At 65.7% G+C, this 13,128-nt stretch carries 11 protein-coding genes; 4 read left to right on the top strand and 7 right to left on the bottom strand.

The window, feature by feature from the left end; all coding sequences use genetic code 11:
* Positions 1-5: 5 nt before the first annotated feature.
* A complete protein-coding gene (locus tag ACVWZA_RS12965; RefSeq protein WP_457311641.1) occupies positions 6-137 on the bottom strand; it encodes a hypothetical protein in 132 nt (43 codons plus the stop codon).
* A 167-nt stretch (positions 138-304) separates the two neighbouring features.
* Between ACVWZA_RS12965 and ACVWZA_RS12960 the strand changes: the two genes are divergently transcribed.
* Positions 305-670, top strand: coding sequence for a cupin domain-containing protein (locus ACVWZA_RS12960; RefSeq protein WP_457311640.1), 366 nt, complete (start codon positions 305-307; stop codon positions 668-670).
* Between the two features lie 49 nt (positions 671-719).
* Here the strand turns inward: ACVWZA_RS12960 and ACVWZA_RS12955 are convergent, their stop codons facing one another.
* The 3 genes from ACVWZA_RS12955 to pepF all read right to left on the bottom strand — a co-directional run bounded on the left by ACVWZA_RS12955 (position 720) and on the right by pepF (position 5,064).
* Complete coding sequence (locus ACVWZA_RS12955; protein ID WP_457311639.1) at positions 720-2,438, bottom strand: DUF6311 domain-containing protein; 1,719 nt, start codon at positions 2,436-2,438, stop codon at positions 720-722.
* 176 nt (positions 2,439-2,614) lie between these two features.
* Entirely contained in the window at positions 2,615-3,148 is a 534-nt protein-coding gene (locus ACVWZA_RS12950; RefSeq protein ID WP_457311638.1) for a hypothetical protein, read from the bottom strand.
* A gap of 14 nt (positions 3,149-3,162) precedes the next feature.
* Positions 3,163-5,064 (bottom strand): oligoendopeptidase F, encoded by a 1,902-nt coding sequence (gene pepF, locus ACVWZA_RS12945; protein WP_457311637.1) that lies wholly within the window; start codon positions 5,062-5,064, stop codon positions 3,163-3,165.
* Between the two features lie 368 nt (positions 5,065-5,432).
* Here pepF and ACVWZA_RS12940 point away from each other — a divergent pair, with 368 nt between their 5' ends.
* Positions 5,433-6,821, top strand: a complete 1,389-nt coding sequence (locus ACVWZA_RS12940; protein ID WP_457311636.1) for a DUF5681 domain-containing protein — start codon at positions 5,433-5,435, stop codon at positions 6,819-6,821.
* A 405-nt stretch (positions 6,822-7,226) separates the two neighbouring features.
* Here ACVWZA_RS12940 and ACVWZA_RS12935 read toward each other — a convergent pair whose 3' ends face one another.
* The 3 genes from ACVWZA_RS12935 to ACVWZA_RS12925 all read right to left on the bottom strand — a co-directional run bounded on the left by ACVWZA_RS12935 (position 7,227) and on the right by ACVWZA_RS12925 (position 9,826).
* Complete coding sequence (locus ACVWZA_RS12935; protein WP_457311635.1) at positions 7,227-8,984, bottom strand: sensor histidine kinase; 1,758 nt, start codon at positions 8,982-8,984, stop codon at positions 7,227-7,229.
* A 174-nt stretch (positions 8,985-9,158) separates the two neighbouring features.
* Entirely contained in the window at positions 9,159-9,266 is a 108-nt protein-coding gene (locus tag ACVWZA_RS12930; RefSeq protein ID WP_457311634.1) for a helix-turn-helix transcriptional regulator, read from the bottom strand.
* A 14-nt stretch (positions 9,267-9,280) separates the two neighbouring features.
* Positions 9,281-9,826 carry a response regulator gene (locus ACVWZA_RS12925; RefSeq protein ID WP_457311633.1) on the bottom strand — a complete coding sequence of 182 codons (546 nt, stop codon included), beginning with the start codon at positions 9,824-9,826 and terminating at the stop codon, positions 9,281-9,283.
* Positions 9,827-10,009: 183 nt separating this feature from the next.
* Between ACVWZA_RS12925 and ACVWZA_RS12920 the strand changes: the two genes are divergently transcribed.
* Complete coding sequence (locus ACVWZA_RS12920; protein ID WP_457311632.1) at positions 10,010-12,454, top strand: hypothetical protein; 2,445 nt, start codon at positions 10,010-10,012, stop codon at positions 12,452-12,454.
* Positions 12,455-12,464: 10 nt separating this feature from the next.
* Positions 12,465-13,094, top strand: a complete 630-nt coding sequence (locus ACVWZA_RS12915) for a hypothetical protein (RefSeq protein WP_457311631.1) — start codon at positions 12,465-12,467, stop codon at positions 13,092-13,094.
* Positions 13,095-13,128 lie beyond the last annotated feature (34 nt).

Below are 13,128 nucleotides of genomic sequence, written 5' to 3'. Positions count from 1 at the left end.
CGGGGTTAAGCGGCGGCGCTCTTCTTCGGCTTGGCCGTCTTGGCCTTTGCTGGCGCAGGCGCGGCGGCTACAGGCTTGGCGGCGGCATATGCGAGCGCGCGGTTGCGGCGCTTGTTGGCGGTACGTAGCTGTCCCATGGGAAAGTCCAATCGTGTCGGAGGTGATCGCGGCGTCTGGCCGATCGCCGGTCGCCATAATGATGGCGGCGTCCATGGTCATGATATGCGTTCCGTTACAAGCGCTATCGGCTTGCCCGGGCTGCACCGCGCCGATCAGTATCGATGACGATCCAGGAGGAAAGACGATGTTATCCCCCACCAAATTGACCGCCACGTTCGATCGCGTGACCGACTATTGGTCGCCCAAGGTGATTGGCCGGGTGAACGACCAGTTGCTCAAGGCGGCCAAGCTGAAGGGCGAGTTCGTGTGGCACGCGCATGACGGCGAGGACGAGCTGTTCTACATCGTCAAGGGATCGCTGCGGATCGATTTCGAAGATGGTCCGGTCGAGCTTTCGCAGGGAGACTTCCTGACCATTCCAAGCGGTGTCCGGCACAATCCGGTCGCGGACGAGGAATGCTGGGTGCTGCTGATCGAACCAGCCTCGACCAGGCATACCGGGGACGAGGTGACGTCGCGCACGCGCAGTCTGGATGAACAGCTGAGCTGAGTTTTGATCCATCGACCGCGAAGCGTGGCCTATGTTTCCCGGGTCATCGTCACCGCTGTGAGTCATCTATGTTCCCGCTCTCGGAAATAGCGACTAATCCCGTATCGAGAGTCCTTGAATCGATCGCGATTTGCGCTGCCTGGCGGCAACGCGGTTGCCCGGCGGCCGCGCTCGGGGGGATGATCACGATGCCGTCGAGGTGGCGCACGCGGTTCGCCAGTGCCGGCGGCACAGCGCCGTCGACCAGCACATAGAGCCGCGCGGGATCGATCCGGCCGGCGCGGAAATCGCGCGCCGCCGCGTCGAGGCGCCGGCGCGTCGCCACCGTCTCGCGCGAAGCGTAGAAGAATGGCACGGGCCGGCACAGGCGCACCGCGCGCCAAGCGATCTCCTCCATCACGACAAGGTCGCCGAACGGATCGGGCGGCTGGAAATCGACCGCATCCGCGCGCGCGATCAATGCGTCCCAGCGCGGGTCGGGCGTGCGGCGATAGGTGCCCGGCGTATCGGCCAATGCGCTGGTCGTACGGACCGCGGCGAGCATCGGCATCAGGTCGACCAGTTGCAGCGCGAGTGCGGCGGCAAGGATCAGCGCCGCGCGCTTAATCCGGCACATGATCAGGATCGCGGCGATCGCGATGGTGTAGGTGACCGGCCAGAAGAGCCGTCCCGATGCGCGGACCGGATCGAGCAGATCGATGACCGCAGGCGCAAGGCGGATGCCGCCGATCGGCCGACCCGCGAACAAGGGTTGCGGGCCGATTGCGACGACCGCGAAGACGAGGAACGCCGGCACGAGCCAGGCGAGCCGCCGGAGGGAATCGCGCGGGAGCGCTTCCTCGTCCGCGCCGCGACGCAGACCGAGCGCCAGCCGGATCGCCGCGACCAGCACCAGCGCGAGCAACCCGGCGCCGAGATACTGGAACCCTTCGAAACCACGCCCGGTATCCGGCGAGGATGGCAGCAATGCGGAATAGGTCGGGTTGCCCGGGTTCCACAGCGCATCGACCGGCATCGGAAACTTACCATAGGTGCCGGTCGATCCGAAATGCTGGCCGAGAATGCCGTGCAGCGACACGATCAGCGCGGTCGAGACGGCGACGATCGCCGCGTGGATCAGCGTGCGCCCCCGCCCCGGTTCGACGACCAGCGCGCGCAGTACCGAGCTGGCCCAGATCGCGGCGACGATCAGCAGCAGATAGCTGTGAATCAGCGCCGCCAGACCGAGCACCGCGATCCACCATAGCGGGCGGCGCGCGCGGACGGGGTCGAGATGGAGCCATAGCCCCCACAGGATCAGCCACTGCGCGCACAGGCTGGCATGACCGTAGCGGTTGATCAGCACCGGCATCAGTACGAGCAATGCCGCGCCGAGCCAGGCGCTGACGCCGTCCGGAGCGTGACGCCGCACGACCGCCCAGCCGAAACCGGCCTGAAGCAACATGCAGGCGAGATACCAGGGGCCGACGAACTGCAGCCCCGGCGGCAGCCAGCGCGCGACCGGGCCGAGCAGCAGGCCAAGCAGCGGAATGCTGTCGGTGAACAACAGCGCCATGCCATCGGGCGCACCGATCAGCGGCTGATGTAGCCACGGCCAGGGGCCGCCGGCGCGCAGATAGGCGGCGAGCCCGATCGCGCTCGGGCCGCGGTCATGGCCATCGATCACCCAGCCGACATTGCGCGGGTCGAGCACGCCGAGATGCATCCATCCCGCGAACACCATCACGGCGAGCGCGGCCAGCGCGAGGGCGGGAAGCAGGCGGCGCATCGGGCGCTAACGCACGACGATTTCAGGCATATCTTCGTCCGTCATCGCCGTGAAAACGGGGATCCCGCTGCCTTGCCCCACACTCAGAAGAAGAAGCGGGATCCCCGCTTTCGCGGGAATGACGGGGGGTGGGTGGATTGAACCTCATCTCGCTTTAGCCACCCCCAACCATTTGGTCACAGCGCGGTAAGCGTCATCGTGTGCGAGCAGCCGCCCAGCACGACGATGCGGATCGCCGCCAGGTCATGCGTCCTGGCCATGGTCGAGACCATGTCGTCCTCGATCGCAACTCGATCCGTCGCGCTGAACGGCGTGGACGGCGCGAGCGTGCTGACCAGATTGGGCAAGCCGCGCCTGAGTGCTGTGGATTCGCTGCACCCCGATACCGGTTTGACGATCAGCCGCATCTGCCAGACCTTGCCGTCCGGCCGCGCGAAGATCTGCGCATTGCCGCCGGGCGCGGACAAAGTGCGGATCGTGCCGCCGGTGGTCGTGTCGCGAATGCCGTCCTTGGTCACGCCGCCCTTCCAGGGTGCCCCGACCTCGTCGATCAGCTTGGTCGCGCCGTCCAGATCGACCGCGAAGGCCGGGCGATCAGGCGTCGCTTCAGTCGTGACGTTGTCGTACGTCACTTCGGGCAGTGATGCCGGACCGCAAGCGGCGAGCGCGAGCAGCGCGGTTGCCGCGCTCAGCCAGGTCAGGGTTCGCATCGTCTCTTCTCTCCTCACGACATCAGGGCTTCGCACTGGTCGAGCGTGTCGCGGAACGTCGCGATGATCGCCTGATAGGGTGCCGGCGAGGCCATATCGAGCCCCGCGCGCTTGAGCAATGCGACCGGATGATCCGACCCGCCCGATTTCAGCACGTCGAGATAATTGTCCCGCTCCTTCGCGCCGCCGTTCAGGATCGCGCGCGCGAAATAGGATGCCGCCGAAATCGATGTGGCATATTGATAGACATAGAAGCTCGAATAGAAATGCGGGACATAGCCCCATTCCGAGCCATAGACCGGATCGATCGCGACCTTCGGCCCGTGATAGCGTTTGAGCAGGTCGAGATAGATCGCGCTGAACGCCTCGCCCGACAGCCCCTCCCCTGCTTCCGCCTTGTCGTGGCAGGCCAGTTCGAATTCGGCGAACATGGTCTGGCGATAGAAGGTACCGCGAATCCCTTCGAGCTGCTGGCCGAGATAGAAGAGCTTCTCCTCCTTCGTTTTCGCGCGGCCGACCATATAGGCGGCGAGCAATTGTTCGTTGCAGGTCGAGGCGATCTCCGCGGTGAACAGCGGATAATCCGCCTTGTCGTAGACCTGCGCCCTGGCGGCGAGCAGCGAGTGCATCGCATGGCCCCATTCATGCGCATAGGTGGTCAGCCCCTCGTAATTCTCGCCGAGGTTGAGCAGCAGATAAGGATGCACGTCATAGGCGCCCGCGTTCATATACGCGCCCGAACGCTTGCCCGGACGCGGCAGCGGATCCATCCATTTGCCCGCCGTCGCCTTGCCCATCAAGGCGACATAGTCGGGACCGAGCGCCTTGACCGCCTCCAGCGTGATGGTGCGCATCTCCGCCACGCTCACCTTGCGGTCGAGCGACACGAGTGGCGGATAGATATCGTAATAGGCCATGTCGGGCAGTTTGAGCAGACGGCGGCGCAATTCGAAATAGCGGTGCAGTTCGGGCAAGCCCTTGTTCGCCTCGGCGACCAGGGTGCGATAAACCGGCTCCGGCACATCGTTGCCCGAGAGCGAGGCGGCGAGCGAGGTCTTGTACTTCCGCGCTTTCATGTCGAACACATCGGCCTTGAGCTTCGACAGATAAGCCGCGCCGAGCGAGTTGCGGAACTGACCATAGGTCGCCCAGAAAGTATCGAAGACCTTTTTGCGATCGGCGCGGTTGGGCGCATCGCGCGTCAGCGTATAACCCTGATCGTCGAGGCGGATCGATTTGCCGGTCGACAGAGTGATGGTCGGCCAGGGGATGTCGGAGGCGACGAGCTGACCGCGGATATCCTCCGGCCCCTGCAGCGGTGCGGCGGTGCCGGCGAGCAGCGCCTCCTCATTCGCGCTCAGCGTGTGCGGTGCCTGACGCAGAATGTTGCGCAGGTAGAAATCGAAGCGCGATTTGAGCACCGCATTGGCGGCAATGAACCGCTCGATCTTGTCCGATCCGATCGCGAGGATCTCGGGCGCGAACCAGGAAATCGTCTCGCCATAAGCGGTGTACAGGTCGATCGCCTGAGCCTGGCGCTGCTGATTGGCGGAGACGCGGACATCCTCATCCGCCTTCAGGCTGGCATAGACATAGATGCGCGCGATCGTCTTGCCCATGTCGGAGGCGACGGCCATCACCTTGGCAAGCGTGTCCGCGCCTTCGCCGAGCTTGCCGCGAAAAGCGCCGAGCGACGGGAGCGCGGCGAGCGCGAGCTTGCGCGCGGCATCCCAGGCGGCGTCGTCGGGATATATCTCCGACAGATCCCATGCCGCACCGCCGGACGGGGCTGCGGCGGTCGCGGCGTCCTGCGCGCGCCCTTCCACGGCCCAGGCGGGTACCGCGCCGGCGAGCGTGGCGGCGAGTGTCGTGGCGGTCGAAGCGGCGAGCGCCTCGCGGCGAGTCAGATTGGTCATGGGTTCCCCCGGCTGGCGATGCGATTGCCCGCACTGTGTCGCGCCCGCCGCGCAATTGGAAGGGGGTGTGTCGATTCCATAAGGCACCCCGTTTTCGCCCCCCGTGTTCGCCCCCGTTTTCGCCCCCGTTTTCGCATGCCGGTTTCGCGCAGCTGCGGGATGGTCTGCGGGAAGACGCTTTTTCGGACGTCCTGCGGGAAGCTGCGGGAAAAACTGCGGGAAAGGCGAGACGAGCGCATGGGAAAAACGCGGTGCGCCTGCGGGAAGTGCGGGAACTGACGGGGCAAAATTCATGCTTTGCTCGATTCAAACATGGGCGCGGATGGGCTTCAGCGTGATGCGCGATTGGCGCGGACCGGAAAGCAGGCATGACGATGGCGGAGACAGAGTTGAATCGAACCGGGCATGACGCGGCGCCGGACGACTATGTGGTCGGCCGCGGCAAACCGCCCAGAGCGCACCAGTTCAAAAAGGGCAACCGCGCCAATCCCGGCGGCAAGCGCAAGGTGAAGCGATCGGCGGATGCCGTCCCCAGGCTGCCGGCCGGGTCGGTGCCCGAGATGCTGATGGTCGAAGCAACGCGCATGGTGCGGGTGAAGGCGGGCGGGCGCGTGGTCGAGATCCCGGCGCTGCAGGCGGCGTTCCGGGAGATCGCGATGAAGGCGGCGCGCGGCAACCGGCTGGCGACGATCACGCTCGCGCGGATGATGATGCACTGGGAAGCGGCGGCGCAAAGCGAGGCGGAGCCGGCACCGGCGCAAGGCAGCGCATCGAGCCCGACGGCAGCGAAGGAGCGCCAGACCCGGCCGTCCCCGTCTGAAGACTATCAGGCGGCGGAGCAATATAAGGAGGTGTGGACGCAAATCCTGACCGAGGCGGCGGCGCAGGAGATCGAGATCGCCGCACCGGTGCCGCATCCCGACGACGTGACGCTCGGCCGGGTGCGCGGCGTCGCAACCTGGCCGGGTGCCGCACCCGGTATGACATTGTCGCTCGCCGGACTGGCCGCACGGCATGCCGAATTGCGCGCGGAGCTGCCGGCGCGGCGTCCGGCGATCGAAGCGATGCTGGAGGGTCCAGCCAAGGCGAGCGCCTGGTGCGACTGGTTTGCGCGGGTCGATGTGCGCGACCTGATCGCGGCGTACCTGCCCGAGCGCTATGCTGCGCAAATCCAGCGCGACGACCGTGGCCCCGACGAGCGCTCACGCGACCGGTCGCTGCGCGCGCTGGCGGCGCATGATCGTCGGGAGCATGAGGTCTATCTCGAACGGCGGGCGGCGATCGACGCGCGCGAAGCGGCTGCGCTGCGCGACCGGCCGGACGATCCCGGCGATGCGGGCGCCGCGACGGAAATCGCGGCACGCGAGACGGCGCTGGTGGCGGGCATCGCGACCGGGCCGACGCCGAGCGTGGCAGCGGCAAGCACCTATCGCGCGGCCTGGCTGGAGCTGCGGGAAGCGGCCACGACGCTGGAGGTTCAACCGGGAGAGGCGGTGCCGCCGCCCGAGGAAGTGATCGTGGATACGGAAGCGGGAACGGTTACCTATCGCACGCCGCCGCCGGCCGGCCAGAGCGCGACACCAGCCAGCCTGCGCGGGACACATGCCGCGATACGGCAGTTCGCCGCGGTGCAGGAGGGCTGGGCCGCGTGCGCCACGGACCCGCAAGACCAGACCAGGTCACGGCGCAGGCGCGACGAGGCGCTGAAATATTGTGCGATCATCGAGCGGCATCTGGCTGCGATCGAGGATGGCTGAGGGTGGCGAGAGGGATCGGACGCCCGGTCGGCGACCGTGACTTTCTCGCGCGGCTGGAGTTGGAAAGCGGCGGGGAGCTTGGTGCCGAAGCGGCGTGGTCCAAGGCCTGTGTCAATGTTGAAGTGCAACAATCCCTGAACTTATAAAACGCCAGCGTCCATACAAGACTTTGTCGAGCGAGCGAGCCGATAGGGAATGATCGAAACTCCCGTTTTCGCGCGGCATAATTTCGGACGCGATATCCTGCCCCCCGCTAGCCGATAGCTCCGGTGCGGCGGGCGGGCGCCAACGCGCTTTGACGGAGGGTCACGAACAACGCCGCCATCAGGGTCCGGGCGGTCCAGGAAATGGACAAATCCATCATGCGGCCGGCACCCTGCCACGCGCCTGTTCATCAGGCCGAGCCTAGTCACTCGGCGGATAGGCGAGCGGAAGCCAGATCGACGCGGTGGTCCCGGCGCCGACCGCGCTTTCGACCGAGAATTTCGCATTAAGCGCTTCGGCGCGTGCCGCCATGTTGGCCAGTCCCTTGCCGCGCGATGGCCGCGTGAGGTCGAAGCCGGTGCCGGTATCCGCGATCTCGACCATGACCCCCGCGACACCGGCATCGCTCGCCGGACCGCATCGGACTTCCACCTGCTCAGACCCGGAATGAAGCAGGACATTGCCGATCGCTTCCTGCAGAATGCGCAGGATATGCAGCGCGCCGACCGGGTCGAGCCAGGTCAATGGCGGGGCGGCGTTGACCTTCCAGACAAAGGTCAGGCCGGCGCCGTTCAACTCACGCTCCATCCGATGACGCAGATTGGCCAGCAGCGCGACGACGTCGCCGCCGATCGGCTCGAGTGAATCAACTCCGATGCGCAAATCGGTCAGCGATCGGTTGAGCGTCGCGATGGCATCAGGCGGATCGCCGCGGTGCCTGGCCTGGGCCAGTGCGGTCAGCAGGCTCGACCCGATGCCGTCATGGATTTCGCGCATCATCCGCTCGCGCTCGCCATCGACCGCATGCGCGACCTGCAGCCGTGCGCGCGCCGCCTCGCTCTCGGCCAGGCTCACGGTCACCGCGGCGACGCGCGCCTCCAGCTTGAGGTTCACATCCTCGACATCGATCAGCGCGGTTTGCAGCCTGGTCGTCAGCGCGACGTCGAACGCGGCGAATATCAGCAACCCGCCATAGGGCTGGAGGAAGAAGCCGGCACCTTTCGAGATGTTGAAGGAAAAGAACATATCGTGCAGCCCGAAAAACATCGCCAGCGTGATCGCGACGAACATCGCCCAATACTGTCCGTTGCGGGCACGCAGACACGCGCGGAGGAGCACGCCCAGCATCAGGATCGTCACCGGGACCGTCAGCAGGAAGGCGGGCAGTTCACTGCGCCCGCTTCCGATCAGGAAATTGCGCAGGACGACTTCGACCGCGCAGGCCGAAAAGATCAACGCATAAAGAAGCCTGGCCCTGGACAGCCCGAAATAATTGACCGCGAAACCGAACACCGTCGCGCTGAGCACGAAGATGGAGTCGGTGCTGGCGATCCAGAACAATTCCCGTCCGGCCGGCACGTCCTGCACGAAATAATGCAGGTTGCGGAAAATCCACATGGCCCCGACCAGCGCAAGCCATCCGAAGATGCGTTCCCCGGGCCGGCGAATCCAGAACGATATCGCACCGATCGTCAGAATCAGGATATAGCCGCTGACAATCTGCGGCGCGATATTGCTGAGGAAATACTGGTTGTCGTACTTCGCCCGCACCACCCGATCGGGACCGACGCGGAGCGAGCCGAGGCCGAGCAGATTGGGCTTCAGAGTCTCGACCCGGAAGACGATGTCGTTGCCGCCCGCGCGCAGCATTGATGGCGGCAAGGGTACGAACAGCGGGTGGTTCCAGCCGAACGACGTGTCGCTCGCGTCCCCGCGCGAACGATAGATTTCGGCCCCGTTGAGATAGATCACGAAGCTGTCGCGGACCATTTCGCTGTACAGAGCGATCGGACGCATGCCGAACGTCGCGCGGTCGAAGCGGATCCGCGCCCAGAAGCGGGGCGGATCGAGGCCATGCGCCCGGGCGTCGCGCAACAACTTGAAATCCGGCAGGATGCCACGCCGCCACCCGGTCACAGGGATCGTGGCGGAATTCGAAAAACTGAAATCGGCCGCCATATATTCGACGACCGGCGCGCTATCGCCGGGCGGCGCGTCGATTCTCCCGGTGAGTAGCCGCCCCGATGCGGAGGGGGCCGGTGCGGAGGGGCCGGTGCGGAGAGAGGCGTGACCAGCAGCAACACCGCGAGCGCAATCGAAACGACGATCCCGGCCCAGCGCCAGGCCGCCCGGTCAATGCGCATTCATGATCCCGCGGCTCGACGCCTCGAACACCGCTTCGGAACGGGAGTTCACTTCCAGTTTGCGATAGATGTTCTTGACGTGCGTGCCGACCGTCAACCGGGAGATCGAGATCAGTTCGCCGATTCCACATTACTGAAGCCGCGCGCGAGCAGGTTCAGGATTTCGAGCTCACGCGGCGACAGCCCCTCGCGCAGCGGCATGTTGACGGTCTTGTCCGCCGGCCGGAGTTGAATCAGCAATTGGCGCGCGATGATCGGGCTGATCGGCGATCCTCCTTTACGAATGTCGCGAATACCCTCGACGCAATCGGCGAAGCGTTCGTCCTTCAGCAGATAGCCCCGCGCGCCAGCCTTGATGCTGTCCAGCACCCTAGCCTGATCGGCGAAGATCGTGATGACAATGACGTCCGCGGCCGGAAATCGCTCGGCGGATGCGCGGATCAGCGTGATGCCATTACCGTCGGGCAGACCAAGGTCGCACAGCAGCACGTCATATCCGCCCGCCTCGATCAGCCGCATGCCGGTGGCCACGTTGCGCGCAACGGCGACGATCTCGATATTCTCGGCCGGATCGATCGCCGACCGGATCTGGTCGATGATCGTCGGATCGTCCTCGATGATGGCCGTGCGGATGATGATGTCGTCCCCCCAACGCACCGAACAAGTCCCTTATCGCAGGTAAGGGCCAGGGAAAAAGCATATTCCAGAACCCTGGACTACCGCAAACGCGGTATACCGGCGTATCGATCGATACCCTAGTTGGTCGCCCATCATTGGGTGGCAGGCGTTCCAGTACTTTCCCCGATGGCCGCGGAATCATCCGTAACTTGGGGATAGATCATGATGAAGCTCAACCGAATCACGAAACTGCTGGGCGCCGGCGGCGCGAGCATATTGGCGCTTTCGATCGCCGCGCCCGCCTGGGCGGACGCCACCGCGCCGTGCAATGTCGGTTCGAGTGCATTCTCGCTCGAGTGCGGCGTGAATGCGACCGCAAGCGGCGCCCAGTCCACCGCGGTAGGCGACAGTGCGACAGCCACCGGAAACGGGAGCGCCGCTGTCGGTTACCAGGCGAGTGCGACAGGTGACAATGCGAACGCCCTGGGCGAACAGGCCACGGCATCGGCCACCTACGCGACCGCCGTCGGCCATCATGCCCAGGCCACAGCGAGCGGAGCTTCGGCCTTTGGCGACTTCGCCCAAGCGACCGGCACGAATGCGATCGCGGCCGGTAATACCGCCTTTGCGGGCGGTAACGACTCGTCCGCCTTTGGCAGCAATGCCCATGCGGAGGCGAATTACTCAATCGCGGTGGGCACCCTTGCGAACGCCCTGGGCGAGGCGTCGGTCGCGGTGGGCAGCTCGGCGGTCGCAAACAGCACCTCCTCGGCCGCGTTCGGCAGCAACTCCACTGCGACGGCCACCTTCTCCGTCGCGGTCGGCGCGCTGTCGATGGCAACCGGCCAGCAATCGGGGGCGATCGGCGACCATGCCAGTGCGACCAATAGCCTGGCGCTGGCAGTCGGCAGCAACTCGACAGCTTCGGGCGCCGCGTCCACCGCGGTGGGGGCGGCGAGCACCGCATCAGGCTTTCAGTCATCCGCTTTCGGAAATGGCAGCCTTGCCCAGGGCAATAGCTCGACGGCGATCGGCGTTGCCGCCGTCGCCCTGGGAAGCGAGGCATCGGCTTTCGGCAATCTTGCCACGGCAACAGGTGATTATTCGACTGCGCTTGGCGACGATGCCCGTGCCACGGCTGACTACAGCACCGCGGTAGGGCGGTCCGCAGCGGCTTCGGGTATCAATGCAACCGCTGTCGGCCGGGCGTCGCAGGCCTCTGGCGCCAATGCCTCGGCGTTCGGAATCAGCGCCAATGCCTTTGGCAACAGCGCGTTCGCGGCTGGTGACGGGGCGTCCGCTTTGGGCAATTGGGGTATCGCGATCGGTCGTCTGGCGATCGCCAGCCAATCCCACGCCATGGCGATCGGTGACGTGGCCACCGCCACAGGGTTTTCGGCAACCGCGCTTGGCAACGTCGCCAACGCCTCGGCCGACTACGCGACCGCCGTCGGGCGCAACGCCGCCGCCTCCGGCATCAGCGCCACCACCGTTGGTCGAGACTCGGCGGCGAGCGGCCTCAACGCATCGACATTCGGGGTCAATGCCGCCGCCACCGCCGAATTCGCGACAGCGCTGGGCAACGGCGCCCATGCCTTTGGCGCCAGTTCGTCGGCCCTGGGCGACTCTGCGGCGGCGTCGGGCACCGCATCGCTGGCGGTGGGCAACAGCGCGGTCGCGGCCGGCACGTCGTCATCCGCATTCGGTAATTCCGCCGCGGCCAATGGCGATAATTCGACCGCGATCGGCGTGCTGTCCATTGCCAACGGCCAGTCGGCGGTCGCCATCGGCAACGGCGCAAACGCCGGTGGCAACCGGTCAATCGCGCTTGGCGATGCGACGAGTGCGCTGTTCGACGATTCGGTCGCGATCGGATCGGGCGCCACCACCACGCGGGCCGGCGAAATACGCCTCGGCGGCAGCGGCAGCTCGGTCAGCATCGGCGACATCGCCGCCAGCACCGCCGCGCAGACCGGCGCGCTCGCACTGGTGACGATCGATGCCAATGGTACGCTCGGCCAGGATACGACGACGCTATCGGGAATCATTGCCGGGCAGGCAGTGCAGGATGGCCGCCTCAGCACGATCGAAGGCGTCAATACCACCCAAGACGGACGTCTCACCACGATCGAGGCCGTCAACACGGTGCAGGACGGCCGCCTCACCATGGTCGAAAACGTCAACACGACGCAGGACGGCCGCCCTACGACGGTCGAAAACGTCAACACCATGCAGAACACCAGCATCGCCGCGATCCAGACGCTGGACGGAGTGCAGTCCGCCAATATCGGCACGCTGCAGGCCGCATCGGCGACGCAGGCCGGCCAGATCAGCGCGATCCAGATCCTCGATACGGTGCAGAACAAGCAGATCGGCGACCTGCAAACGCTGACCTCGTCGCTTGCCGGACAGGTGCAGACGCTCAGCGTGGCCGCACGGGCGGCCAATGGCGGTATCGCGGCGGCGATGGCACTGGGCGGTGCCGTGATCGTGCCCGACAGCAACCTGTCGATCTCGTTCAACCTCGCCACCTATCGCGGCCAACAGGGCTTTTCGGGATCGGTGATCGGCCGGCTCTCGCCCAGGGTCTATGTCAGTGCCGGGTTCGCGGCATCGACCGTCAAGGGATCGGCCGGCGGCCGCATCGGCATCAGCTTCGGCATGTAACGCGGCGGGAATGGGCCTGCGCGCCCAATATGGCGCGCAGGCCCATTCCCGCGACAATGAACGTCAGGAACAGGTGATGGGATTCTACCAGCATATCAGGCTGATGATCGGCGTCATGATCATCTCCAGCGCGCTGCTCGCGCCAGCTTCGGCCGGGGCGCAGCAACAGGCGCCAATGGCCCCGCCGGCTGCGATGGCGACGGCCCCCATGCCGGATCAATCCGACATCTATCGGATGATCTGGGGCACGATGGCGGCAGTTGACGGGGCCACCATGTCGGGCAATTATTCGGTCCTGCGGGATACCGCCGCACCGGGTTTCCAGGCCACCAACGACACCACCCGGCTTGCGGGAATCTTCGCCACTCTGCGAGCCAGCGGCACCGATTTATCGCAAACCATGATGGTGATCCCGGTGTTTCGCACCCCGCCGCATCTGGTGCAGCAGGGTTTGCTACTGGTGCAGGGCAGCTTCGGATTGCGCCCTGCAGCGGTCAATTTCGAGATGCTCTATCAATGGGCCGGCGGCCGGTGGCGCTTGTTCGGCGTGGCGATCGCCACTGCGACCGCGCCAGGTCAGGCGGCAGCAAATCGTCAGCCCGCTGCAACCCCGACCCCGGCCCCGCAGCGCCGACGCTGATCATGATCGAGCAGCCAACAAAAAGTCGCGCAAA

The organism is Sphingomonas sp. UYAg733 (assembly GCF_054057355.1).
Note: the sequence above shows the minus strand (reverse complement) of the source record. Positions and strands in the feature narration are given on the sequence as shown.

Bases quoted from the DNA above. Each gene is read 5' to 3' on its own strand.
- ACVWZA_RS12920 (WP_457311632.1), top strand. From the start codon at position 10,010: ATGATGAAGCTCAACCGAATCACGAAACTGCTGGGCGCCGGCGGCGCG.
- ACVWZA_RS12915 (WP_457311631.1), top strand. From the start codon at position 12,465: ATGGGCCTGCGCGCCCAATATGGCGCGCAGGCCCATTCCCGCGACAAT.
- ACVWZA_RS12940 (WP_457311636.1), top strand. From the start codon at position 5,433: ATGACGATGGCGGAGACAGAGTTGAATCGAACCGGGCATGACGCGGCG.
- ACVWZA_RS12955 (WP_457311639.1), bottom strand. From the start codon at position 2,438: ATGCGCCGCCTGCTTCCCGCCCTCGCGCTGGCCGCGCTCGCCGTGATG.
- pepF (WP_457311637.1), bottom strand. From the start codon at position 5,064: ATGACCAATCTGACTCGCCGCGAGGCGCTCGCCGCTTCGACCGCCACG.
- ACVWZA_RS12965 (WP_457311641.1), bottom strand. From the start codon at position 137: ATGGGACAGCTACGTACCGCCAACAAGCGCCGCAACCGCGCGCTCGCA.
- ACVWZA_RS12950 (WP_457311638.1), bottom strand. From the start codon at position 3,148: ATGCGAACCCTGACCTGGCTGAGCGCGGCAACCGCGCTGCTCGCGCTC.
- ACVWZA_RS12960 (WP_457311640.1), top strand. From the start codon at position 305: ATGTTATCCCCCACCAAATTGACCGCCACGTTCGATCGCGTGACCGAC.
- ACVWZA_RS12935 (WP_457311635.1), bottom strand. From the start codon at position 8,984: ATGGCGGCCGATTTCAGTTTTTCGAATTCCGCCACGATCCCTGTGACC.